The organism is Sulfurimonas sp. NW15, assembly GCF_051132285.1.
GTDB lineage: Bacteria > Campylobacterota > Campylobacteria > Campylobacterales > Sulfurimonadaceae > Sulfurimonas > Sulfurimonas hydrogeniphila.
In genome coordinates, this window is the sequence record NZ_CP093237.1 from 1,957,340 (window position 1) to 1,979,131 (window position 21,792).

At 37.6% G+C, this 21,792-nt stretch carries 22 protein-coding genes and 1 tRNA gene; 6 read left to right on the forward strand and 17 right to left on the reverse strand.

Annotation, left to right across the window (positions count from 1 at the left end):
• Window positions 1-39: 39 nt before the first annotated feature.
• The 9 genes from MLC52_RS10135 to MLC52_RS10175 all read right to left on the reverse strand — a co-directional run bounded on the left by MLC52_RS10135 (window position 40) and on the right by MLC52_RS10175 (window position 7,195).
• Window positions 40-762 (reverse strand): Nif3-like dinuclear metal center hexameric protein, encoded by a 723-nt coding sequence (locus MLC52_RS10135; RefSeq protein WP_151899607.1) that lies wholly within the window; start codon window positions 760-762, stop codon window positions 40-42.
• Window positions 759-1,367 (reverse strand): tetratricopeptide repeat protein, encoded by a 609-nt coding sequence (locus MLC52_RS10140; protein ID WP_346389584.1) that lies wholly within the window; start codon window positions 1,365-1,367, stop codon window positions 759-761. The genes MLC52_RS10135 and MLC52_RS10140 overlap by 4 nt, the downstream gene beginning before the upstream one ends.
• A 10-nt stretch (window positions 1,368-1,377) precedes the next feature.
• Window positions 1,378-2,244, reverse strand: a complete 867-nt coding sequence (locus MLC52_RS10145; RefSeq protein ID WP_434580292.1) for a M23 family metallopeptidase — start codon at window positions 2,242-2,244, stop codon at window positions 1,378-1,380.
• Window positions 2,244-2,696, reverse strand: a complete 453-nt coding sequence (gene smpB / locus MLC52_RS10150; RefSeq protein WP_151899604.1) for an SsrA-binding protein SmpB — start codon at window positions 2,694-2,696, stop codon at window positions 2,244-2,246. Before smpB ends, MLC52_RS10145 begins: the two co-directional genes overlap by 1 nt.
• A gap of 95 nt (window positions 2,697-2,791) precedes the next feature.
• Complete coding sequence (locus tag MLC52_RS10155; protein WP_151899603.1) at window positions 2,792-3,217, reverse strand: hypothetical protein; 426 nt, start codon at window positions 3,215-3,217, stop codon at window positions 2,792-2,794.
• Window positions 3,218-3,311: 94 nt separating this feature from the next.
• Entirely contained in the window at window positions 3,312-4,094 is a 783-nt protein-coding gene (locus tag MLC52_RS10160) for a 4-(cytidine 5'-diphospho)-2-C-methyl-D-erythritol kinase (RefSeq protein ID WP_346389587.1), read from the reverse strand.
• Between the two features lie 7 nt (window positions 4,095-4,101).
• Window positions 4,102-4,335, reverse strand: a complete 234-nt coding sequence (gene csrA / locus MLC52_RS10165; RefSeq protein WP_151899601.1) for a carbon storage regulator CsrA — start codon at window positions 4,333-4,335, stop codon at window positions 4,102-4,104.
• On the reverse strand, window positions 4,329-5,150 hold the full coding sequence (truB, locus tag MLC52_RS10170) for a tRNA pseudouridine(55) synthase TruB (RefSeq protein ID WP_346389588.1): 822 nt from the start codon (window positions 5,148-5,150) through the stop codon (window positions 4,329-4,331). The genes csrA and truB overlap by 7 nt, the downstream gene beginning before the upstream one ends.
• Window positions 5,147-7,195, reverse strand: coding sequence for an ATP-dependent helicase (locus MLC52_RS10175; protein WP_151899599.1), 2,049 nt, complete (start codon window positions 7,193-7,195; stop codon window positions 5,147-5,149). The genes truB and MLC52_RS10175 overlap by 4 nt, the downstream gene beginning before the upstream one ends.
• Window positions 7,196-7,322: 127 nt before the next feature.
• Between MLC52_RS10175 and MLC52_RS10180 the strand changes: the two genes are divergently transcribed.
• Window positions 7,323-8,225, forward strand: a complete 903-nt coding sequence (locus MLC52_RS10180) for a LysR family transcriptional regulator (RefSeq protein ID WP_151899598.1) — start codon at window positions 7,323-7,325, stop codon at window positions 8,223-8,225.
• Window positions 8,226-8,233: 8 nt separating this feature from the next.
• Here MLC52_RS10180 and MLC52_RS10185 read toward each other — a convergent pair whose 3' ends face one another.
• The 4 genes from MLC52_RS10185 to MLC52_RS10200 are packed head-to-tail and all read right to left on the reverse strand — an operon-like array spanning window position 8,234 to window position 10,638.
• Window positions 8,234-8,692: a hypothetical protein gene (locus MLC52_RS10185; protein ID WP_151899597.1), complete on the reverse strand. Its 459-nt coding sequence runs from the start codon at window positions 8,690-8,692 to the stop codon at window positions 8,234-8,236.
• Window positions 8,686-9,267 (reverse strand): aminotransferase class IV family protein, encoded by a 582-nt coding sequence (locus MLC52_RS10190; protein ID WP_434580295.1) that lies wholly within the window; start codon window positions 9,265-9,267, stop codon window positions 8,686-8,688. The genes MLC52_RS10185 and MLC52_RS10190 overlap by 7 nt, the downstream gene beginning before the upstream one ends.
• Window positions 9,260-10,183: a cysteine synthase A gene (gene cysK, locus MLC52_RS10195; protein WP_151899595.1), complete on the reverse strand. Its 924-nt coding sequence runs from the start codon at window positions 10,181-10,183 to the stop codon at window positions 9,260-9,262. The genes MLC52_RS10190 and cysK overlap by 8 nt, the downstream gene beginning before the upstream one ends.
• A complete protein-coding gene (locus tag MLC52_RS10200; protein ID WP_418640660.1) occupies window positions 10,183-10,638 on the reverse strand; it encodes a low molecular weight protein-tyrosine-phosphatase in 456 nt (151 codons plus the stop codon). Before MLC52_RS10200 ends, cysK begins: the two co-directional genes overlap by 1 nt.
• A 77-nt stretch (window positions 10,639-10,715) precedes the next feature.
• Between MLC52_RS10200 and MLC52_RS10205 the strand changes: the two genes are divergently transcribed.
• Entirely contained in the window at window positions 10,716-10,973 is a 258-nt protein-coding gene (locus tag MLC52_RS10205; RefSeq protein WP_346389593.1) for a hypothetical protein, read from the forward strand.
• A gap of 7 nt (window positions 10,974-10,980) precedes the next feature.
• Here MLC52_RS10205 and MLC52_RS10210 read toward each other — a convergent pair whose 3' ends face one another.
• The 4 genes from MLC52_RS10210 to MLC52_RS10225 all read right to left on the reverse strand — a co-directional run bounded on the left by MLC52_RS10210 (window position 10,981) and on the right by MLC52_RS10225 (window position 15,118).
• Window positions 10,981-11,433, reverse strand: coding sequence for a YaiI/YqxD family protein (locus tag MLC52_RS10210; protein ID WP_151899592.1), 453 nt, complete (start codon window positions 11,431-11,433; stop codon window positions 10,981-10,983).
• Between the two features lie 92 nt (window positions 11,434-11,525).
• Window positions 11,526-13,943 (reverse strand): endopeptidase La, encoded by a 2,418-nt coding sequence (gene lon / locus MLC52_RS10215; protein WP_346389594.1) that lies wholly within the window; start codon window positions 13,941-13,943, stop codon window positions 11,526-11,528.
• Window positions 13,944-13,961: 18 nt separating this feature from the next.
• Window positions 13,962-14,699, reverse strand: a complete 738-nt coding sequence (locus tag MLC52_RS10220; protein WP_418640661.1) for an outer membrane protein assembly factor BamD — start codon at window positions 14,697-14,699, stop codon at window positions 13,962-13,964.
• 343 nt (window positions 14,700-15,042) lie between these two features.
• A tRNA-Phe gene (locus MLC52_RS10225) sits at window positions 15,043-15,118 on the reverse strand.
• A gap of 229 nt (window positions 15,119-15,347) precedes the next feature.
• Between MLC52_RS10225 and MLC52_RS10230 the strand changes: the two genes are divergently transcribed.
• The 4 genes from MLC52_RS10230 to MLC52_RS10245 are packed head-to-tail and all read left to right on the forward strand — an operon-like array spanning window position 15,348 to window position 21,755.
• Window positions 15,348-19,790, forward strand: a complete 4,443-nt coding sequence (locus MLC52_RS10230; RefSeq protein ID WP_434580297.1) for a hypothetical protein — start codon at window positions 15,348-15,350, stop codon at window positions 19,788-19,790.
• Window positions 19,784-20,410: a type II secretion system protein gene (locus tag MLC52_RS10235; RefSeq protein ID WP_434580299.1), complete on the forward strand. Its 627-nt coding sequence runs from the start codon at window positions 19,784-19,786 to the stop codon at window positions 20,408-20,410. Before MLC52_RS10230 ends, MLC52_RS10235 begins: the two co-directional genes overlap by 7 nt.
• Window positions 20,410-21,321 carry a type II secretion system protein gene (locus MLC52_RS10240; RefSeq protein ID WP_434580300.1) on the forward strand — a complete coding sequence of 304 codons (912 nt, stop codon included), beginning with the start codon at window positions 20,410-20,412 and terminating at the stop codon, window positions 21,319-21,321. Before MLC52_RS10235 ends, MLC52_RS10240 begins: the two co-directional genes overlap by 1 nt.
• The gene (locus MLC52_RS10245; RefSeq protein ID WP_434580302.1) at window positions 21,297-21,755 is read left to right on the forward strand and encodes a hypothetical protein; all 459 of its coding nucleotides are present in this window, start codon (window positions 21,297-21,299) and stop codon (window positions 21,753-21,755) included. Before MLC52_RS10240 ends, MLC52_RS10245 begins: the two co-directional genes overlap by 25 nt.
• Window positions 21,756-21,792 lie beyond the last annotated feature (37 nt).

A 21,792-nucleotide genomic window follows, 5' to 3' on the forward strand; every position in this document is an offset into this window, starting at 1 on the left:
TTTAGGGGTTTACTTCTACCATTACCTGTATTATTAGACCTAAATATATGTAAATGGGTTTTCTGATGATGCAATTATAACTTCTAAACCTAAAATTTTCAAATGCTTTTGCATAATTTGTGCAAAAAAGTACTCACTTTCATAGTGTCCGATGTCAATTAAAGACAATTTTATACTTTTTGCCTCCATTGCATCATGATATTTTACATCACCTGTCAAAAAGCAGTCAGCATCCAGACTCTTCATCAAAGAACATCCCGATCCTGTTGTCAGGGCCACTTTTTTTACTCTTTGCGCACACTTAACTGTTCTTGCACATTTAAGTCCAAATGCTTTTGAAACATGTTTTGCGAATATATCAAAATCTTCATTCACTTCCAGGTATGCAACAAAACCGTCTTTTTTACAAATTTCGTATCCGAGTATCTCTTTTGCAACATATTCGTTTAAGTGTGTCTGGTCAAAATTTGTATGCATCGCAATATTTGAAATATTTTTTTTAATCATTTTTTGAATCAAATTTGCAGGATATTTAGAGAACTCAAGTTGTTTGAGTCCGCCAAAAATAATAGGATGGTGCGTAATAAGCAGCGTATTTTCATCCAAAGAATCAATCAGTTTTTCATCTACATCAATACTCAAAGCAATTTTTGAAATATCATCTTTGAAATCACCTATCAAAAGACCGGAATTATCCCATGACTCCTGAATATCAAAAGGAGAAAGCTCATTGAGATATTTGTATATTTCCAATATTTTCACAGCGATTCTCCCTTCTTGATTTTTTTCAGTTCCTCTTTTGCTTCTTTAAATTCAGGGTCAAGTTCTATCGCTTTTTCATACATTCCTTTTGCTTCATCAAAATGCTTCATATCAACAAGCAGATTCCCGTAATTATAGTAGGTAATAGGGTTTGTGGCATCAATTTCAAGCGACTTGTTGAGATGATTTCTTGCACTCGCATATTCACCCGCTTTTCTATACAGGGATGCCATCGCCTGATGGATATAGGTATTGTTCGGGTCCAGTTCCAACGCTTCTTTGTAATACTCCATAGCCTCATCATCCCTGTTTTGCTGTGCAAGTGTATAACCCATTTTAAAGAGTGTTTCAGGGTTCTTTGGATCTTTAATATTTGCCTCGCTGTAAATGGCAAGCGCTTTTTGCAAATCTCCCTTTTGCATCTCTTCATCGGCTTTTTCCACCAAAGAGGAGGCATCAAAAGGGGAAAATGCCTCAGCACTTCGTTCACCCTGAGCACCTGTGTGCTGTTGGTCCTGCGGATCTTTAAGTGTTTGTATATGTTCGTAAATTTTGTATGCAAAAAAAGCAGAGGCTCCAAGCATAAGTAACTGAAAAAGTGTCATAATTGTTTTCCTATTTATTTAAAATTAAATTATTATTAAGTAATGTTATAAGTTGCAACGGATCAACTTGTACACCGGCAATTCTAGCTGAAAAATGCAAATGAGGACCTGTTACCCTGCCGCTTTTTCCTGATAAGCCCAAAAGTTCTCCTTTTTGGACAAGCTGACCTGTTTTGACATTGAATTTACTCATATGAAAATAACAGGTATAAATGCCTTCACCGTGATCAATGACAACAGTGCCTCCCGAATAAAATCTTTTTTTGACCAAAACGACTTTTCCGTCATTGGACGCTCTAATCGGTGTGCCTGTTTTCGCCCGAAAATCCGTCCCGCTGTGATACCCTTTCAAGGCTCCGTTATAAATTCTTGCTGTACCAAAAGCACTTGTAATTTTACTCTCCACCGGCAAGATAAAATCTGAATGCATATAGCTTTTGTTTGTTATTGTATGATAAATTTTCATAGCTTCCTTGTACTCTTTTGCGATTCTTTTTTTTATCTTGGGCAGCGTCGGATTTACTTTCGAAGCGCTTACACGGATGGTTTCTTTTTTGTATTTTGCATCTTTGATTGTAAGAGAAAGCTCTTTGTGCTTTTTTATCCCGTTTTGCAGATAAATAACTTTCACGGTTTTTTGAGCAGGTTTGTCGTAGTAGGAGACGGGAATCAAGGCATAATATTCACTCCTGTTCAAAGGATTCGGAAAAATTTTTATCTTTTTTTCTTCAAAAAAGAGTGCTTTGTATTCAATGCCTTTTTCTTTTGCAAACTTCACCAGTACTGTCTTGCCGTTACCTACCTCATCATTGACTATCTTTACATGTAAAGCAAAAAGAGAGGAGACAAAAAAGCACAAAAAAAGCAAAAGTTTCATTAATAATCCTTCATCGCCCTTTGAATGTCTCTCTTTTGGTCTTTCTCTTTTAGATCATTTCTTTTGTCATGCAGCAGTTTTCCTTTTGCTATGGCAATTTGCAGTTTTGCAATGTTGCGTTTGTTAAAATAGAGCTGCAAAGGCACAATGGTATACCCGTCACGTGCTACAGCCTTTTGCATTTTCTCTAACTCTTTTTTGTGCAGAAGCAGCTTTCTTGCCCCGCGCTCTTCGTGCCCGTAATAATGGTGCGTCGTCTCGAGTCTGCCGATATGCGCATTAAACAAAAAAGCCTCTCCGTTGACAAAGCGGATAAAACTGTCTTTAAGATTAACGCGATGCGCACGTATGCCTTTGACCTCGCTCCCTGTAAGAACCAGCCCTGCTTCAAACTTCTCTTCAATAAAATAATCATGATACGCTTTTTTGTTTTTTGCTATTGTTTCACCCATAATCCACTTCCTTCTAAACTGTATAGCCTAAAATATTTCTGCTATTTTAGCATGCATTCATTAAGGTTTGGATTGTTAAAGAGATGTTTATTGTTTTAGTTTTCGTCGCGAACTATATTATGACAGCGAAAACAGGCATGCTCAATATAGGTATAAGCTCTTTGAGACTCTTCTCTTCGAAGTTTACCCGACTGGTTATATTTATTCGCAATAGCGTCTAATATAATCTGAACATTATGTGCAATAATCTGTGCACTCATAATCGCTTCATTGGCTTTATGCTTCTTGTTTTTAGGAAGCATCTCCTCAAATTTTTCTTTATCAGCCAATAAATCATTGGCGTGTTTTGCAAACCGTTCAATCGAAACTTTTATACCCTCTTTATCACTAGTTATAAAGCCTTGTTGAACTTCTCGTAATTCTGTGTTTAAAAGTATCATATTTGACTTAAGATTATATGCTGATGCAGAAGTAACTGACAACGTCAATGCAAACACACTTATTAGTAATAATTTTCTCATCTTGCCCCCCTTATTTTGACAATTTTTATTGTATCATAATATTGAATACTTTGACAAAAAACACTCTCTTATGCCAATAAAATGGTGCAAACTATTAAATTACTCTAAAAAAACTGCTGCCGCTGCCGCTGAAGAAGTAGCCCTCTTTATAGTGTTTTTCCAATTCTGTATACTCCTGCAATGCAGGCGCAAAAAGATCATTTGCTTCTTTTGCATCGAGTTCCTGCAAGATTTCTACTGAAGATTTCTTTTTCAATGCATCGGCTTGAAATCCGTCTATGGGTCTGTAAAATTTTTCTCTGTATGCTTTATAGACTTTTGGAGTGCTGATTTGTATCTTGGGTGTATACATATCAAATGAGAGCGGTGTTTCCTCAAAGGCTTCTACCACTTCCCCTATTCCGCTGACATTGGCACTATTGTATCCATAAATAAAAAACGGCACATCCGCCCCTACATGTAAACCTATTTGTGCGAGTTCATTGAGACTCAGACCCAAATGCAGTACTTCATTGCACATTTTCAGATACGTTGCCGCATCACTGCTGCCTCCGCCAAGACCTGCAAATGCGGGAATGTGTTTTTCAACAGCCACCGCATACGTTTGCATAAGTTTTTCAAGTGCAGCGCTTGATGTAGCCTCTTTCAAGGCTACATATGCTTTATAAATGGTATTTTGTTTTGTATCACAATCAAAATCACCAATTATTTTAAACTCATTTGCTTTGGCTTGAACATCTTGTTTTGATACAAAGGAGAGGACATCATACAAATCATTGACTTTCATAAATCGAGAGACTATCTCATGGTACTCGTTTCTCTTGCCTGTTATTTTTAAAAAAATATTTACTTTGGCATAGGCCTTATACTTTTTCATCCGCTTTTTATTTTCCCAGTATTTTGTTCAAAGACAGAATATCATTTTCGTCTACAGTCCCCAAAGAAGCCGCCTTGTTACTCGCTTTGACCTCTTCGATAAGCTCATTTCTAATGATGGAAATCTCTTTTGGCGCGTCAATTCCGAGTTTTACGACACCGTTTTCTACAGAGATAACTTTTACAACAATATTTTCACCAATAACTATAGATTCATCTGCTTTTCTTGCAAGTACTAACATTCTATCCTGCCTAATTCATATTTTACTCTGCCCTCATTTACTGTAATAATGGAGATGCTTTCGCCATTATCCAGCCAGTATGTGCCGTCATCCTGCAACTCTAAATCTTCTAAAGCAAGAACTCTTCCATACTTTACATTATCACTTTCACCCAAATAGTAATTCTGGGGAATGTTTAAAGATTCTTTGATATTCAAGGCTTTTTCATCCTCATAAACAAACTGTCCTTCATTCAGTCGCTCAAGCATACTTAAACTTCCATGCGCTATACCAAGTTTATGCGCAATCATCTCTCCCAGAGAACGTATATAAGTCCCTTCACTGACACTTGCTTCAAAGGTCACAAAGGGATGGCAGTAGTGAATCAGTTTCATTTCATAAACAGTTGAGTTGACAGTATTGAGAACAACCTCTTTTCCCGCACGTGCCAAATCATACGCTCGCTGTCCGTTTATCCGTTTTGCACTGAAAATCGGCGGTTTATACTCTAATTCCCCCTCTAAAGACAAAAGCACCGCTTCAATCTCCTTTACATGTAAAGGTTCAGGAAGTACAACTTCTTCGATCATCTCTGTATCAAGGGTATCACTCTTTGCACCAAGCCACAAAGTCGCTTTGTATCTTTTAGGTGTTTTGTTCAAAAATCTAAAAAGTTTCGTATGTGAGCCAAAACCTACCAAAAGCACGCCTTTGGCAAAAGGATCCAGTGTTCCGGCAAAACCTGCTTTTTTATTGTTATACTTTTTTTTCAGACTGTAAAGATACTTGTTTGAGCCTACTCCCGAAGGTTTGTATGCAACAAAAAGACGATTCATAACTTCTCTACAAATGATGCAAGAATATCGCGTTTTGTTCCTGCAAAATTAATCTTGAGTTTAAACTCTCTTCCCGACTTACTCACACCGATAATGCGCCCTGTTCCAAAGATTTTATGCCGTACCAGATCACCTTTTTTAAATGCTGTGTTTTTTTCACACTTTAAAGAGCCTTTGCAAAGTCCGGCTTCATTGAAAAAACGGCTTTTTTCCAAATCACTTCTGCGTCCTTTGTAAAATCTGCTCCCGGCATGGCAAAGCGTCAAGGTCTCTTTGGCACGGGTAAACGCAACATACCCAAGTCGTCTCTCTTCTTCCAAATCACTTCCGTCTCCTGTCAGTGGCAAAAAGCCCTCTTCCATTCCTATGACAAAAACATGTTCAAACTCCAGACCTTTGGAGGCATGTATACTCATCATGTAGATACTCTCCCCCTCCACCTGGTCCTGCTCACTTTGCAACGTCAGTTCGTTTAAAAACTCATCCAAAGAACTCTGTGGTGATTTTTTTACAAAATCTCTAAAAAGACCGTAAAACTCATCTATATTGAGAATTCTTTCCTGTGAGTCTTGCATGTTTTTGTAAATATCTTTCAAAGAAAAAGTTTCTTCCAAAGCATCTATAAACTCATAGGTAGACGCCTGCGCAATACCGGCAACCTCTTGAATGTTTTTAGCAAACTCTTTGAGCGTTGCAGCATTTTTCTTTCTGACCAAGCCTTCAAGTTCTTCCATGGATGCCTGAGTGATATATTCATAAATAGAAGTTCCCTTTTTCTGAGCTGCAAGTTCAATTTTATCCAAACTTGCTTTGCCCAGTCCGCGTTTCGGCTTGTTGACTATACGTTTCAGGGAGAAGTCATCATGATGATTTGTAATCACCCTGATATAAGAAATAAGATCTTTTATCTCTGCCCGGTCATAAAATCGCAAACCACCCACAAGTTTATAGTTAATCCCGTAACGGTTCAAGCCTTCTTCTACAGAACGTGACAGAACATTGACACGGTACAAAATAGCTATTTCTCTGGCACGTACTCCGCTCTCAAGCAGTTTTTGTATTTTTGCGGCAACTTTTCTTGCCTCTTCGTTTTCATCATTAGAATTCAGTGTTGTCACATCATCCCCGTTGCCACGCGTTGCTATGAGCTTTTTTCCCAAACGGGACCGGTTGTGCTCGATAAGCGCATTGGCAACTTTTAAAATCGGCGCACGTGAACGGTAATTCTCTTCGAGTTTAAAGACATGTGTGCCTGAAAAATCCTGGTCAAACTCCATAATATTGCGAATATGCGCACCACGCCAGCCGTATATACTCTGATCATCATCACCGACTACACACAAATTGTTATGCACTGTACAAAGTTTTTGTAACAGCTTAAACTGCAGTTCGTTTGTATCCTGGTACTCGTCAATCATAATGTACTGATATTTCTGCGAAGTAGCCTTTGCCAACTCAGGATTTTCATCCAAAAGTTTATAGGTAAGCGCGATGAGATCATCGAAATCAACAAGATTGTTTTCCAGTAAATATTTTTCATACTCTGCAAAAACTTCGGCAATCTGCTTGTAACTGAACAGTTCAGTCTGCTTGTAGGCATCATCAGGACTCATTAAAGAGTTTTTGTATCTGGAAATTTCACTCGCGATAAGCGGTGTCGGCAGCTCAGAATTTATTTTTTTAATGATTCTCTTTTTATCATCTGTATCTATCACAACAAAATTATTGGCTCTGCCCAGAAGATGTATATTGAATTTTAAAAAAAGAAGTCCAAACTTGTGAAAGGTACAAAGAAGAGGAGGATAGGCGACATTTTCTATCATAGAGAGAGAACGCTCTTTCATCTCTTTTGCAGCTTTGTTTGTAAATGTCAGGGTAAGTGTATTTGAAGCGGGAATACCCACAACCTCAATAAGATACGCCAAGCGTGAAATAATTGTTGTCGTCTTTCCGCTTCCCGCTCCTGCAAGAATCAGGACAGGTCCTTCTGTTTGCTTTACTGCTGCTGCTTGAGACTCATTTAAATGATTAAAAATTTTTTCCATATATGTTCACTACTAAGTTGTATTTCTACTTATTATAGCTAAAATGTCATAAATTATTACAAAACTATTGCAATAATTATAATTATGAGTTATAATTTTACTATTATTGATACTTATAGGAATTATTATGTTAAAAGATTTTGCGAAATTACATACTTTTTTGATGGTTATAAAAGAGAAAAGCTTCTCTAAAGCATCAGCAAAACTTGGGATTTCCCAGCCCGCTGTCACGCAGCAAATCAAGTTCATTGAAGATTATCTTGATACAAAAATAGTTGATAGAAAGAAAAACGGAATTATCCTCACAAAAGAGGGCGAAGATCTCTACAGAATCGCTTTAAGACTTGAAAAAGCTATACACAGCAGTGAAAAAGAGTTGTTAAAAATAATCAACAAAGAGTTCACTTTTGTCATGGGTTCTTCTTTTGCAATCGGTAATTATGTGCTTCCGAATTATCTCAGTGAAATAAAAAAACGCATCAACAATGAAGTTTTTATGAATGTGGATCTCTCTTCAAACATTATTGACCAGCTTGAAGATAAAAAAATAGATGTCGCACTCATCGAATCTCCTGTTTTCAGAGATGGTGTCATTTACAGAGAATGGGTGGAAGATGAATTGGTCGTTTTTTCAAACCAGCCGATGAAAAAACATCTCAGTGCAGATGATTTACTCGATTTCGACTGGATTTGTCGCAATGAGGACTCCCACACAAGAAAACTGACATCAGAAGTTTTTGAAGAGATGGGAGTGCAGTGTAATAATTTCAATGTTATCGGTGTTCTTGCCAGTCCGACTTCCATCAAGGAGTCTATTTTACATGCAGACAAGAATGCAGAACGACCTCTTGTCTCTATTATGTCCCGTCATGTCATCAAGTCAGAAATCGAAAACGGCCAACTTTATGAAGCCAGACTAAAAAACCATAAAATTACAAGAAGTTTTTACATAGCCTATCTCAAAGACAGAAAACATGATGCTTTTGTAGACAACGTAGTCAATTATCTGCTCTCGCTTAACAGAGTGTAGATAGCGTCTTATTTTATAAACTTGGAGTTTTCCGGATTTGAGAGAAAAGATGCCATGGAGTTTTTCACTCCGCTTTCGTCTATATCAGCTTCTTGTTTCTTTGTTTCCTCTTTATATGCAGATATATTAATCAAAACCGGAGTTTCATCGATAATAATCTGTAAAATACTCAGCAAGGGTACATGTACAACACTTCCAAAATTTTCACTGCCAAAACCTGCCTCAAAAATTAAAATATCATCCTCTATTCTGGCAGTCTCAAATGTATATCCTGCTAAAAAGAAAAGTGTCAACGGACGAAACTCAGCGTTTATACTTTCCGGTAGTGCCGGTGCAAAACTCACATCTTCAATTTTACATAAAATACCGAAATTCTGCTCTTTTTCAAACAGCAGAACAATCAACTCCTGAATATTTTTTTTCATTAAGTGTGCAAAATCTCTGTCTTGTATTATATTTTCTAACAAATTATATCCCTTATGTTTTCATTTGGTATTATATCAAAATCTATCATAGCATTCATCAGTGCAACCTGCTCGAAATGATTTAAATCCTCTACGGATATATCATCTTCTCTGATTTTCCCGCTCTCGAGCAACCTTGCTCTGGTCGTTCCTTGAAGCAAAGGGTTTTTTGGTGTTATCCATTCATCTTTATATTTAAAAGCGATATTGGCAATGGATGTATCTGTAATAAGAGAATTTTTTACAATAAGTATGTCATCGCAAAAAGATTTTTTTTCCAGCAGCTTCTCTATTTTGCTTCTGTCATAATATTTTTTACAATACTCTATCTCATTATCAAAAACAAGTTTCAGGGTTTGAATACTCTTTTTTTTATACTGATGGTATGTGATGCTGTACTCTTCGCCATCATAGACAACCCTGCACCGGAAAAATCCTGATGCGGGAGGATGTAAAATATCTTGTAATATAATGCCGGAATGCCCAACTGTTTTCTCAAGCCGCTTTTGATGGTATGCAAGATGAAACAGTTTTGCATCAACTGCTTTGATTGTTTCTAAATATTGAATTTTATTCACTGAAAAGTTCTGTACTTAAGTACCTTTCTCCCGTGTCACATAAAACGGTCACAATCGTTTTGCCTTTGAATTCCTCCCGTGAAGCCACCTGCATGGCAGCATATACATTTGCTCCTGAAGATATACCTACAAGCAATCCCTCTTTTTTTGCCAACATTCTGGCTGTTGCTATGGCATCTTCATTACTCACTTTTATCACTTCACTGTAACAGGAGGTATCTAAAATTGCAGGAACAAAACCTGCGCCTATTCCCTGAATTTTATGTGGAGCCGGGCTCTCTCCTGAGAGAATTGCCGAAGCTTCAGGCTCTACTGCAAAAACAGCAATATCTGCAATATGTTCTTTCAAGACCTTCGAAGTTCCGCTAAGCGTTCCTCCCGTCCCTACAGCTGCCACAAAAGCATCCAGATTTTGCTCTGTATCACGGAGGATTTCCTGTGCCGTTGTGATTTCATGTATCTCCGGATTTGCCGGATTTTCAAACTGTTGTAAAATTATAGAGTCCGGTGTATTTTCCTGAATTTCCAGTGCTTTTTGAATGGCTCCGTTCATCCCTTTTGCAGCCGGAGTCAGTACCAGTTCAGCGCCTAAAGCCTTGAGCAGGTTTCTTCTCTCTACACTCATAGACTCAGGCATAGTTAAAATAAGTTTTAAATTTTGAGCTGCACAGTTGGCTGCCAGAGCAATTCCTGTATTTCCGCTTGTAGGTTCAATAATCGTTGTATTTGCTTGAATACGTCCTGATTCTATACCCCTGCGGATCATATTGAATCCTATTCTGTCTTTGACCGAACTTGTCGGATTCATAAACTCACATTTTCCCAATATCGTAGCACCTGTCAGCTTTGATGCCTCATTCAGCCTTACCAATGGCGTGTTGCCTACTAATTCAGTTATATTTTTTGCAATTTTCATTATTTTTCCTCTTGAAGTAATTTTACACTAAAAAGATTATTTACACAAACTTCTATCATTTTGTAGACTTCTAAAAATCCGTCAAATCCGTCAAAAAAATACGGATCCGGAACATCCTGACAATTAAATGCGAAGCATCCCAGCTTTTGTATATTTTTGGCACCCAGTTTCTTGACATGCAGCCTGTTGTTTTCATCAAGTACAACTATCAACTCATATACATCAATATCTTCTTTTGTAAACTGTCTCGCTCTAAGATGGCTGATATCTATGCCGTGCATTTGTGCCACCTTGATTGAACCCTCACATGGGGGTTCGCCGATATGCCAGTCTCCTGTCCCTGCAGAGTCTATTTTTATATCTATTTTATGTTCTTGTGCTATTTTTTTGGCAATCCCCTCTGCCAACGGGGAACGGCAGATATTGCCAAGACATACAAATATAACGGATTTCATATATTTCCTATTCTTTGAGTATAATAAGTATTGCAATTTTAAAGCAATACTTATTATACAAAAAAATAGAGGCAATCATGGCAATCTACAGTAGCGACGGCAAAAAATTACTTAATGTTGAGTTTGATGTAACGCCACAGGTTGGAGATATAGTTGATGACATGCGTGTTTTATCTGTCAATCAAAAAGAGAATGAAGAATATGCCGTATTCTTGCTTGAACCAAATACACGAGTCACCTGTTATGTTTTTGATGAAATTTTCATTATCGGCAAAGAAAGTGGATTTGAAAGTTTAAATGATGCCATTTTTTCCTGGAAAAATGACGAAATCTAAAACAGTGTCATCGCATATGTTTTTGCAAAAACATGTTTAGCTGATTTGCAAAAAGTTCGGCATCTTTTGAACCAAAAGGCTTCGGACCTTGCGTCATCTCTCCCATTTCTCTGATATTCTCCATGAGATTCCGCATTGCAAGATACTGTTTGATGTTGTCTTTGCTGTAAAGTTCGCCTCTGTGATCTATTGCATGGGCATTCTTATCTATAACTCTGTCCGCCAAGGGAATATCTGCAGTGATAACCAAATCCCCCGAATGTACTTTTTGTACAATTTTATTGTCAGCCTCATCTGCACCTGCATCTACAATGACATACTCTATATTTTTTGATTTTCCAATATTGATTTTTTTATTTGCAAACACACAGGTTTTTATGCCGTACTTTTCTATTTGACGAAAAATAATCGGTTTTAAGAGGTTAGGAAAGGCATCCCCGTCTATATATATTCTCAGCATTATATTTCTCTTTTTAAACATTATAACAAATAAACAAACATTCAAAAAGGGCGTATCGTTACATGTAATTATAAATTTGGATTTTTCAGGTTCTATACAAGAACCTGTTTTAATACCTCTTCTACCCGTTTGACCGGTACAATCTCAAGTGCTTCTCTTACTTCTTTTGGAATATCTTCCAAATCTCTTTCATAATTTTTTGCAGGAATCAGAGCTTTAGTCATATCTGCTTTATATGCAGCTATAAGCTTCTCTTTTAATCCGCCAATCGGCAAAACATCCCCTGTTAATGAAACTTCTCCTGTCATAGCGACATCTGAGCGCACTTTATAGGAGCCGAGTATGGAAGATATAACTGTTACCATAGCTATACCCGCACTCGGTCCGTCTTTTGGCGTTGCGCCGTCCGGTACATGTACATGTAAATCATACCGCTTGTAAACCTCACTCGGATCAACCTCTATAATCTCCTCTTTTTCTTTAAAGGTCAGCGGAATATTGTCTTGAGAAATTCTCAGCTTTCGTTTGTCTATAAGTGTTTTTACAACACTCATGGCAATTCTTGCAGACTCTTTCATAACATCACCCAGACTGCCTGTAAGCTGCAGATTGCCTTTGCCTTTGATGCGGATACTCTCTATTCGTAAAACATCTCCGCCTACTGCTGTCCATGCCAGGCCGTTGACTACACCGATAACAGGGACTTTGTCTGTTTTTTCAATCTCAAAGACACTTTTATCAAAAAACTGTTTTAAGTTTTTCAGTGTCACTGATACTTTTGCAACATTTTTGTGTTTTAGCAGTTCCATAGCTGCTTTTCTCGCCATTTCAGCTATACGGCGGCGTAAATTTCTCACACCTGCTTCACGTGTATAACTGTGTATCAGCTCTTTTAACGCCGGTTTTGAAATACTGAGTTCAGATTTTTTGAGTCCGTGTTTTTTAATCTCCTGCGGCAACAGATAACGACGGGCTATCTCAAACTTTTCCTGCGGTGTATATGAACTTAAGGTGATAAATTCCATTCTGTCACGCAAAGGAGCAGGAATACGCCCGACATCATTTGCTGTTGCTATAAAAATTACATTGCTCAGATCCAAATCAAAATTCAGATAATAATCGCGAAACTCGCTGTTTTGTTCAGGATCCAAAATCTCTAAAAGAGCCGCTGTCGGGTCCCCTCTTTGTGAGCGGGTAATTTTATCGATCTCATCAAGCACTATCACAGGATTCATTTTTTTCGCATCTATAAGCCCCTGTGCTATACGTCCCGGCATAGCCCCAACATAGGTACGGCGATGTCCGCGCAATTCATTCACATCTTCAAGACCGCCCAGTGCTATTCTGATAAGCGGACGTTTGAGTGCTGTTGCTATTGAGTTTGCCAAAGAAGTCTTTCCGACACCCGGAGGACCCGAAAAACACAATATCGCTCCAGCACTTTTTTTCGCTGAAACACCGCGAAGTTCAAGCAATTCTTTTACAGCAAAATACTCTACGATTCTCTCTTTTGGTTTTTTTAGCGAAAAATGGTCTTTGTTGAGCTGTTCCTCCACACTCTCTATGCGAAGCGGTTTTTTTGCCAAATCGCCAAAAGGAAGATCCAAAGCCCAGTCAAGATATGTCTGCGTCATAGAAGCATCCGAAGAATCCGGGTGCATACGTGCAAATCGTTCAAGCTGTTTGCTTATCTCTTTGTAGGCATCTTCTCCCATTTTTTCTTTTTTGGCTTCAAGCTTTTTTCTGTACTCTTCTATCTCTTCTTCTCGGGATGTGTCCGTTCCGAGTTCTTTTTGAATCTGTTTGAGCTGCTCTTTTAAGAAGTACTCTTTGTTGACTTTTTCTATATGTGTATGTACTTTTGAACGAATTTCGCGCTGAAGCTTGTTTGCCTCTATCTCATCAATCAACAGATCGATAAGATCCAAAAATCTTTTTTCTGTATCAGTTTCTACAAAAAGCTTATAAGCCTGCTCTTTTTTGAGTTTTACTGTTGAACATATCAGATCAATGATACGGTTGTGATCATGATTTTCTTCTATGGTTCGCAAAAGGTCAGGCGGGAAGTAGTTACTTACAGCAGCCAAAGCTCTCACTTTTTCACGCACGACTTCAAGTATTGCATCAATTTTTAAAGAATCAACCTCTGTTGACTGCATCACGTCTACATGGGCTATAAGCGGATCTTCTGCAACTTTATATAAAGATTTTGCACGGGCAAGCCCTTGAAAAAGTACTTTGACCCGTCCGTCAGGAAGCGAAACCTTTCGCATAATTGAACCTACCACACCTGCGTCATACAGCGCGTCATACTCTCTTTCACCTTCATGTCCTGGTTTTGTCGGGCAGACTATCACCAAAGAATTGTTTTCAATGGCCTTTGTTGCCGCCTTAATATTTTTTTCATCACTTAAAAAAAGTGGTGAAATCATAAAAGGATATAAAAAAAGTTCATCTTCTGCTATCACCGGGATGTCAGCAGGAAATTCTCCGTAGTTGCTTAATTTCATAAATATAGTTTCCTTATATTATTTTGTTTTATTATTGTCTGATTTAACTGTATTTCTAGAGACGACACTCTGTGTATCCGGAATCATAAAAGCATACCAGCTGGATGTACCGTCTCCTTCAAATATTTCTCTGTACCATGGTATTTTTGCACGCTCAACTTCATCCCATTTTATCCACGGTTCTACTCTTAAGGTGCGATAATATGCTGCCGATTCCGGCTTGTCAAGCCTGGTATACAAATCGACAATTTCCTTGTTTAAAGAGGCATCAGCAAGATATAAATTTGTCAGCATCGTATCCACCAAAGAGTAGTACATAGAGTGCGGATAATTTTGCTTGAATGTTTTTGCATTTTTTATGGCCTCAAGTATAAGCCCTTGATCACGTCTTGGATTTGGAAGGGCCATATATTTTGCTTTAATCTTTAAAAATTCCGCGAATTCTCTCTCATTGGCATTTGCATATCTTCTGACATATTCATTTAAAAAGTGTTCAGTAAGCAGATACTCTTCATTGTGCATATGCGCAATTGCAAGAATCATGGTTGCCTCAGGCAAAAGAGGTGACCCGATATGTTCCCCCTGTAAAGAGGAATAATAGTCATCCGCTTTGTCAATATTTCCGGATGAAATAGACTCCACAATTTTGCCATACCAGTAAACAGCCGGCTTGTTGTATTCCTCCACCTCTTTTGAACACGAAGCAAATAAAATGATAAAAGAGAGAGCAAATACAAAAGAGAATTTTGATTTCATATGAAAATATCCTAATTAAATTAAATTGAATGTTATTTTATCCAAAAGTTATATAATAGGGATTAAATAGGAAATATTTTGTTATAATTAAGTTTATGTATAAACAAAACACAAAGCCCGCACTGAAGTACGGATTCCAAAAAATCTGTTTAATTTTAATTTATCCTGCCTATCTCTACTTTTAAAAATTGATAAACAAGATTTACGAGAGATAAATGCCGCTAGAAATTTTATAGCCTATGAATACGATAGTGTCGATGATGAAATACTAAAAACTGTACTACGTGTGTACCTACAATAAATTAGAAAACAGATAAAAAATACAGTTGAAAATAAATAGGAGTGGTGGCCTGTCTCGGAATCGAACCAAGGACACAGTGATTTTCAGTCACTTGCTCTACCGACTGAGCTAACAGGCCATTTGTTTAAAAGAAATGAAATATTATCAGACGCTTACTAAATTTGAGCTTATACAGACAAGACAAACATTAATTCACATCAAAAAGTTATCAAAATCAATCTCCTTTACAGCTGTTTCAGAATAATCTTGAAAAAAAGTGCTACAATTAAGTAAGATTAAGTAAAAAGAGAGGGTGAGCCCTGATTTTGGGTGCGCTTTTTTTTACTTTCGCAATATAAGGAAAAAGTATGCCATATAACAAGAAACTTATTTTTATATTTCTATTTTTAACACTTTCAATCACTACTCTTTTTTCTGATGATGGTGATAGTTGTTCCAATGCAATTGAAATAAGCATAAACAGTTCGACGGATCAAATTTTAAATAATCGTGCTGGGAGATCTAGGCACTCTTATTACTACTATTCATATTATAAATTTAAACCAGCTTCTAGTGGTGTACTAACCATTACTACCAACAATATGAATTATGACAGTGACGCTTGGCTTTATGATAATCTTACCAACTGTCAGAATCAAGACAACTATATAGCATCTGACACTTCTTACAATGATAATATCACTATAACCTATGATGTAGTAAAAGACACTATTTATTACTTGCCAATAAGAAACTACGTGAATTCTAGTGATAACTTTAAACTAAATTTATCTCTTACCCCTTCTATCAGTGATGATATATGCTATGACAGTATCTCAGTCAGTGGACTAAATTTTGGATTTATAAATGTTCTCAGCAAAACAACTATTCCTATCAGAAATATTTCAAATGGTGATTTATCTGATGTACAGGTAGTTCTGGCATCTGATTCGCTTTTTTCAGCTTTTTCAAACTGTGATGTTTTAGATGGTGACGGCAGTGAAACATGTTCACAAACAAGTGATTTGAGTTTTTTCAATACTTTTACAGCCTTTAACAGTGGTGTCACATATGATTTACAAACACTTATATCAAACAATTCAAAAAGTGCTTATGTTGAATCACTCTTTAGTTTTTTAAACAGTAACGATTATGATTTATTGGCAACATATACGAAAGACGGCACGACATACAGTGGAAAACTTTCACAATGCAAAAGTGATACAAACGAGACTTCAGATGGTCGTCCTTTTACCATTAGAAATCCGGATGACACCAGAAATATTCGAGGTAATGTCAAAATCATCGGGAACACTGTTCTGTGTGAAAAAGACAGTAATGGTCAATGCAAGGAAACCTCTGATCCAAACAATAACACTACTTTAAGTTACATTAAAGAGATAGATGGTTTCACCAATGCTTCAAAAGCAAAAATAAGCGGTATTCCGGATACTGCAGAGGTTGTATGGGCAGGGTTTTACGCACAAGGATATACAAATGAATCCCTAGAAACAGTTCGAGCAGACCTCAATTCTCAGCCAATGTACCTTATAGCACCGGATAACACTCTTTTCCCGCTGTATCCGGAAGTGATTGATTCCTTACAGTGGGATGGATACACCTATTCAACCTTTAGTACCGTCAATGCTCTCATTGGAAAAAAAGGGAGTGAGATAAACGGCTGGTGGACAGGTGCAAATATCAAGGCTAGCGAAGGAAAAGATACATCAAACTTGGGCTATTTTGGAGCATGGACACTTGTTGTAATATATAAAGACAGCAGTGAAAGCTTTCGTAACATTACTGTGTTTGATGGCTATACGAATATATCATGTGCTGATTATAGTCGATGGGATGGATGTTTACAAGAGGGAGATGTTTCAATAAACCTTAGTGGTTTTTTAACCCCAAAAGCAGGAGATATCAACTCTACTTTTTCTTTCTTTGCAGGGGAAGGGGATCTCGCCTATACTGGAGATAAACTCTATTTTAACGGCTCTCAAATTGGAAACTCCAATAATGCCATATACTCGCACACCAGCGGATTTGAGAAAGAGCCAAGCTTAACAAACAATTTTGGTATAGATATTCAAAATATAGATATCGGTACATCCGGAGCAGACCTGTTAGGGCACAAAGACACCAGTGCTACAGTACGCTTTACATCAAGTGGAGATTCATACTACCCTAGTATGTTTGTTTTCACAACAAACCTTTATACCCTTGATATCTGTTATGACTACACCTATGGACAAAACGGATACTATACTACGGCACCAAGTATCAAACCTGCACTTATTGATGGAACTTTCAACAAAAGTACACCACTTGACCTTAAAGTCTATTTCAGAAACAGAGAAAATTCTGACACTACTATTAACAACCTGAACATAGATATACTAAACCTTAAAGAAGCCGTTTATCATTTAAACTCTACAAAAATAGCTAAAACAGACACCACTGTGACGAATATTGATGATAATATTTTAGATATTGCATCGGACAAAAGTTATGTTAAGAACATCCCTGTTGGTAGCTTTGGAAGTTTGGATTATTTTTATCTCTACTATAGTTTAAACCTGAATCAAAGTACTCTTTCAGAAGTACCGGTTGACATAGAGTTTCGCTATGATTTGACGGTTGACGGTATTGGATTAGGGACATACAGCACTAAATTAAGTGACATGGATCCTTGCCAGCCGACTCCAGGCTACGAACCGGTTCCGGATATTTTCAATATTGTTCAAGCCGGAGAAACAAAGAGTGATGATCCTTACTATTATTTTAATATTCCAACACAGGTCGTCAACAGAGTGGGGAACTTTTTATTAGAATCAATGGATCCCAATGATTTAAACAAATCAAAAGCTGTCAGCAAGGCACAGGATGTCAATATTACAATGGTAAATATGTCAGGTTTTCATTATACCAATGCAACCTGTACAGATCCTGACAACAGTATTGTAATAGGCACGCCTGTAAGCACACACTTTAATATTAATGATACAACCGTCAGTATTGATAAAGATGCAATGCGTACTGCAGCAGTCTTTTCCAAAGCCTCTCAAAATGCGGCCTTTAGAATTATTTATACAGATGAAAACAACAATACGAAAAGCATCTGTTCAAGAGACAACTTTGCCATTCGCCCGGAAAGTTACTCTTTTAAATTTACAGACTATAATCACTCAAATCCGTCACAAAAAAGTTTTATCATAGACAATAACGGCAGCAACATAAAAACTGCCCACTTGGCTGCGGGGTACAATTACCTCTTGACCATGAATGCAACGGACCATCTTAACAATACACCGGTCCCCGGTTATACCACAAGTAATCTGGATGCCAATATGACATGGCAGGGAACTTCTTCACTTGTTTGTAACGATGAAAGCAATATTACACTCGAACATCCTTTTGTCAATGGTGTTGCAGAAACGAACATAACATGGAACAATGTTGGACAATACAAACTTCATATTATTGATACAAAATGGACAGCAGTTGATTCTCTTTATCTTGATCATCATACATCTCCGTATTTTCAAACAGGAGCGGACTGTATACAAAACTCATCTGCAGTCGAAGATGAAAGTTCTGCTTCCAAGAATGGTTGTGACATATCTTCGGATTATCGTATCGATGATATTCCTCAAGATTTTCAGGATATGCTTGTATTTTATCACCCTTACAGATTTGATCTCAATGCAATTGCAGGAGGAACAGCTGTTACCCCTACTATCGGCTTGCTGTTCACCCCTGTTCCAGGCACCACACCGTATATCTATATGGCAGACATTAACAATACACTGGATGAGAATATGTCTTACCATTTAAACGGGAGCATTACAGCTTTAGGTGAAAACAATGCCACCCTTTCAAACTTTGTAGACCAATGTTATGCAGTACCTTTGGATATAAACATTTCTACAAGCAACAGAGACCTGAATAACTCAAACGGTAATCATGTTCCCTACAGAATACGTTTTCATGACATTAATTCGAGTGGCAATATTATAAATGCATTGGATATTAATATTACAGAAACAAATCCCGCACTGCAGTCTAATGACATACGCATTCAAACTGTTCAAACATATTTTCCTAAAAATTTAAACGGTACTATGCAGACACGCTTAAATATGAACTATGTGAGAGAAAAAGACACTGCTGTCAATCCGACAACACTCACCTTTATAAAGTATCAGGTCAACTGTACAAATGCGGTAGCTGATTGTACTTTTAATGCTGACCTTATAAACAGCAAGACAACAAAAGGGATTAAAGATTTAAATTCGACAATACCCGTCAGGCACTATTACGGGCGTACAAATGCACCGAGACAGACTGTTTTAGGTTCTGACGGCAATGTTTCTGTATACTATGAAGTATTCTGCAACGGAGCTACATGTAACAAATCATTACTTCAAGACGGGAACAGTTCAACATCAACAGACGATCCGCGTTGGTTTGTCAATACCAACCATACTAGCGATGCAGGAACGGCTGCACAAACAGCCACAGTGCAAAAGAATGGTGTAAATGTAAGTATTACCAGAGAAGCCAACGGAAATCATCCTGACTATATTGGAGTACACTACAATGGAAGCAGCGGATATCCGTACAAGGCAACAATGGAAAACAATGCCTCAGGCTGGCTCATTTATAACAAATACAATGCCAATGCCGTAACCAATGAGTTTCAGGTAGACTTTGTCAATCCTAATGCAAACTGGGCCGGCATATATGAAACAAATGCCACAACCAATAAAAATGCTTCTGATAATACCAACAGGAGACTTATGTGGTAAAAAAAAGCGCTTTTACGCTCATAGAGCTTATTTTTGCCATCGTCGTGATTGCAATTACTGTCATCTCTTTGCCAATGATGAATCAGTCCATTTCAAAAGGAATTGATTCAAATCTGCTGCAAGAAGCCATTTTTGCAGCAGCAACAGAACTCAATGAAGCAACAACTGCCCAATGGGACGAAGCTTCCATAGATGAAAACGCAAGTACAACTGTCAGTCAGGTTATAAACCTCGACGGCTTATGTGAAAACAATCAATCCAGTCAACGCTACCGATTAAAACCCGGACATATTCTGGAACCGCTTCATAGAAAATGTTTAAACAATTTAAATCAAACAGCACTCCATTCCAATACCAACCCGGACGTTGATGCAGTTGAAGACAAAGCACATGGATACAGAAATATATTTTTAAACTTAACACCGGGGCAGGAAGGGTACAAGCAAGACTTTAACTCTTCACTTGCCATCAACAACAACCCTGTATTTGACGGAATTCAAAGACCTAATATGAAAAAATTAACCATTACAGTTAAAGATGAAGAAGGTAATGTTGTTACTTCTTTGTTTACCTATGTTGCAAATATCGGCGGCATAGACTACTACAAAAGGTCCTATTAATGAAGAATCGTTTTGCTTTTACTATGCTTGAATTAGTATTTGTCATTGTCATTATGGGAATTATAGGAAAATTCGGCGTGGAATTTTTGGCACAGGCCTATAACAGTTTTATATTTTCAAAAATAAATCATGAACTCCAGTCAAACAGTGAAGCTGCGGTTGAACTCATAGCAAAACGGCTCGAAGGTCGCATAAAGGATTCTGTGATTGCCAGAGAAGCAAATAAAAATTTTGATCCGATCGGAGACGTAAATAATTCAAAAACGTATGCAGTGTTAGAATGGATTGGCAGTGATACGGACGGCTTTCGCGGTATTTCAGATACCACTCCTAATTGGAGTGGCATTATAGATCTGGATGCAGGAAACAGCAATACATTGGTATCTCCGGAGACTAATACCACAAAAACAAATACTTTGATTGCTATACTCTCAAGTGGTACTGCAGGAATAAATGACAGCGCCATCTTCTTTACAGGGGCAGACAGTGACATCCGTACCGGCTATGGATGGGATACAAGTACAACGATAATAAATGCCCAAAAAGGTGCTATGCACCCTGTCCAAAGTGTAGCCGGACAACCGACACAGTTTACATCTTCTACAGGTACAGACTTCAGCGGTGTCAATATTTACGAGTATTACAAATTAGCGTGGACTGCCTATGCCGTAGCTATGGAGGACTATAATTCAACTACAAAAATGGGTAATTTATATCTATATCACAATTATCAGCCATGGCAGGGAGAACAATATGATGACAACAATGACAGCCTCCACAAATCATTACTTATGCAAAATGTGAGTACATTTCGTTTTACGGCAATCGGTTCTATTATGAAGATTCAGGTATGCACGAAAACAAATTTGATTGAGGAGTACTCTTTATGCAAAGAAAAAACAGTATTTTAAAAAGGAAGCGTTCAGGTATTGCCATGATTATGGCGATTGCCGTTATTGTCATTATTGCAACCATAATGGCTTTAGCCATTTCTCTTACTTCCCAAACAACCAAACGCACGACCGATGTCTATCTGTATGAGCAGTCTGTACTTCTTGCGCACAGTGCAGCAGAGTATACACTTTTGCGAATTTCTCAAAATCCCCCCTGTACTGATTTAAATACAACATTCACACAAGACACACTCTACAATATAACAATCAATTTGCGTTATATTTATGATTCTAATGCTTCTTGCATAGCAAACGGAGGCACTCTATATACCACTGTCACAACACCCGAACAAAACGGTTCTGTGCTTATGGACATAACAGTAGATGTAAACGATACAACAGTTGCCAGTGAACCTGTCAGATATTTCAAAAGAACTCTGCAAAAATTATAGATTCGTACTTTTTATTAAACTTTTTAATGGTATAATT

What these genes read in the sequence shown, in the direction of transcription:
- MLC52_RS10140 (WP_346389584.1), bottom strand. Translation starts at nt 1,367, where the DNA reads ATGACACTTTTTCAGTTACTTATGCTTGGAGCCTCTGCTTTTTTTGCA.
- MLC52_RS10145 (WP_434580292.1), bottom strand. Translation starts at nt 2,244, where the DNA reads ATGAAACTTTTGCTTTTTTTGTGCTTTTTTGTCTCCTCTCTTTTTGCT.
- smpB (WP_151899604.1), bottom strand. Translation starts at nt 2,696, where the DNA reads ATGGGTGAAACAATAGCAAAAAACAAAAAAGCGTATCATGATTATTTT.
- MLC52_RS10155 (WP_151899603.1), bottom strand. Translation starts at nt 3,217, where the DNA reads ATGAGAAAATTATTACTAATAAGTGTGTTTGCATTGACGTTGTCAGTT.
- MLC52_RS10160 (WP_346389587.1), bottom strand. Translation starts at nt 4,094, where the DNA reads ATGAAAAAGTATAAGGCCTATGCCAAAGTAAATATTTTTTTAAAAATA.
- csrA (WP_151899601.1), bottom strand. Translation starts at nt 4,335, where the DNA reads ATGTTAGTACTTGCAAGAAAAGCAGATGAATCTATAGTTATTGGTGAA.
- truB (WP_346389588.1), bottom strand. Translation starts at nt 5,150, where the DNA reads ATGAATCGTCTTTTTGTTGCATACAAACCTTCGGGAGTAGGCTCAAAC.
- MLC52_RS10175 (WP_151899599.1), bottom strand. Translation starts at nt 7,195, where the DNA reads ATGGAAAAAATTTTTAATCATTTAAATGAGTCTCAAGCAGCAGCAGTA.
- MLC52_RS10180 (WP_151899598.1), top strand. Translation starts at nt 7,323, where the DNA reads ATGTTAAAAGATTTTGCGAAATTACATACTTTTTTGATGGTTATAAAA.
- cysK (WP_151899595.1), bottom strand. Translation starts at nt 10,183, where the DNA reads ATGAAAATTGCAAAAAATATAACTGAATTAGTAGGCAACACGCCATTG.
- MLC52_RS10200 (WP_418640660.1), bottom strand. Translation starts at nt 10,638, where the DNA reads ATGAAATCCGTTATATTTGTATGTCTTGGCAATATCTGCCGTTCCCCG.
- MLC52_RS10205 (WP_346389593.1), top strand. Translation starts at nt 10,716, where the DNA reads ATGGCAATCTACAGTAGCGACGGCAAAAAATTACTTAATGTTGAGTTT.
- MLC52_RS10210 (WP_151899592.1), bottom strand. Translation starts at nt 11,433, where the DNA reads ATGCTGAGAATATATATAGACGGGGATGCCTTTCCTAACCTCTTAAAA.
- lon (WP_346389594.1), bottom strand. Translation starts at nt 13,943, where the DNA reads ATGAAATTAAGCAACTACGGAGAATTTCCTGCTGACATCCCGGTGATA.
- MLC52_RS10220 (WP_418640661.1), bottom strand. Translation starts at nt 14,699, where the DNA reads ATGAAATCAAAATTCTCTTTTGTATTTGCTCTCTCTTTTATCATTTTA.
- MLC52_RS10230 (WP_434580297.1), top strand. Translation starts at nt 15,348, where the DNA reads ATGCCATATAACAAGAAACTTATTTTTATATTTCTATTTTTAACACTT.
- MLC52_RS10240 (WP_434580300.1), top strand. Translation starts at nt 20,410, where the DNA reads ATGAAGAATCGTTTTGCTTTTACTATGCTTGAATTAGTATTTGTCATT.
- MLC52_RS10245 (WP_434580302.1), top strand. Translation starts at nt 21,297, where the DNA reads ATGCAAAGAAAAAACAGTATTTTAAAAAGGAAGCGTTCAGGTATTGCC.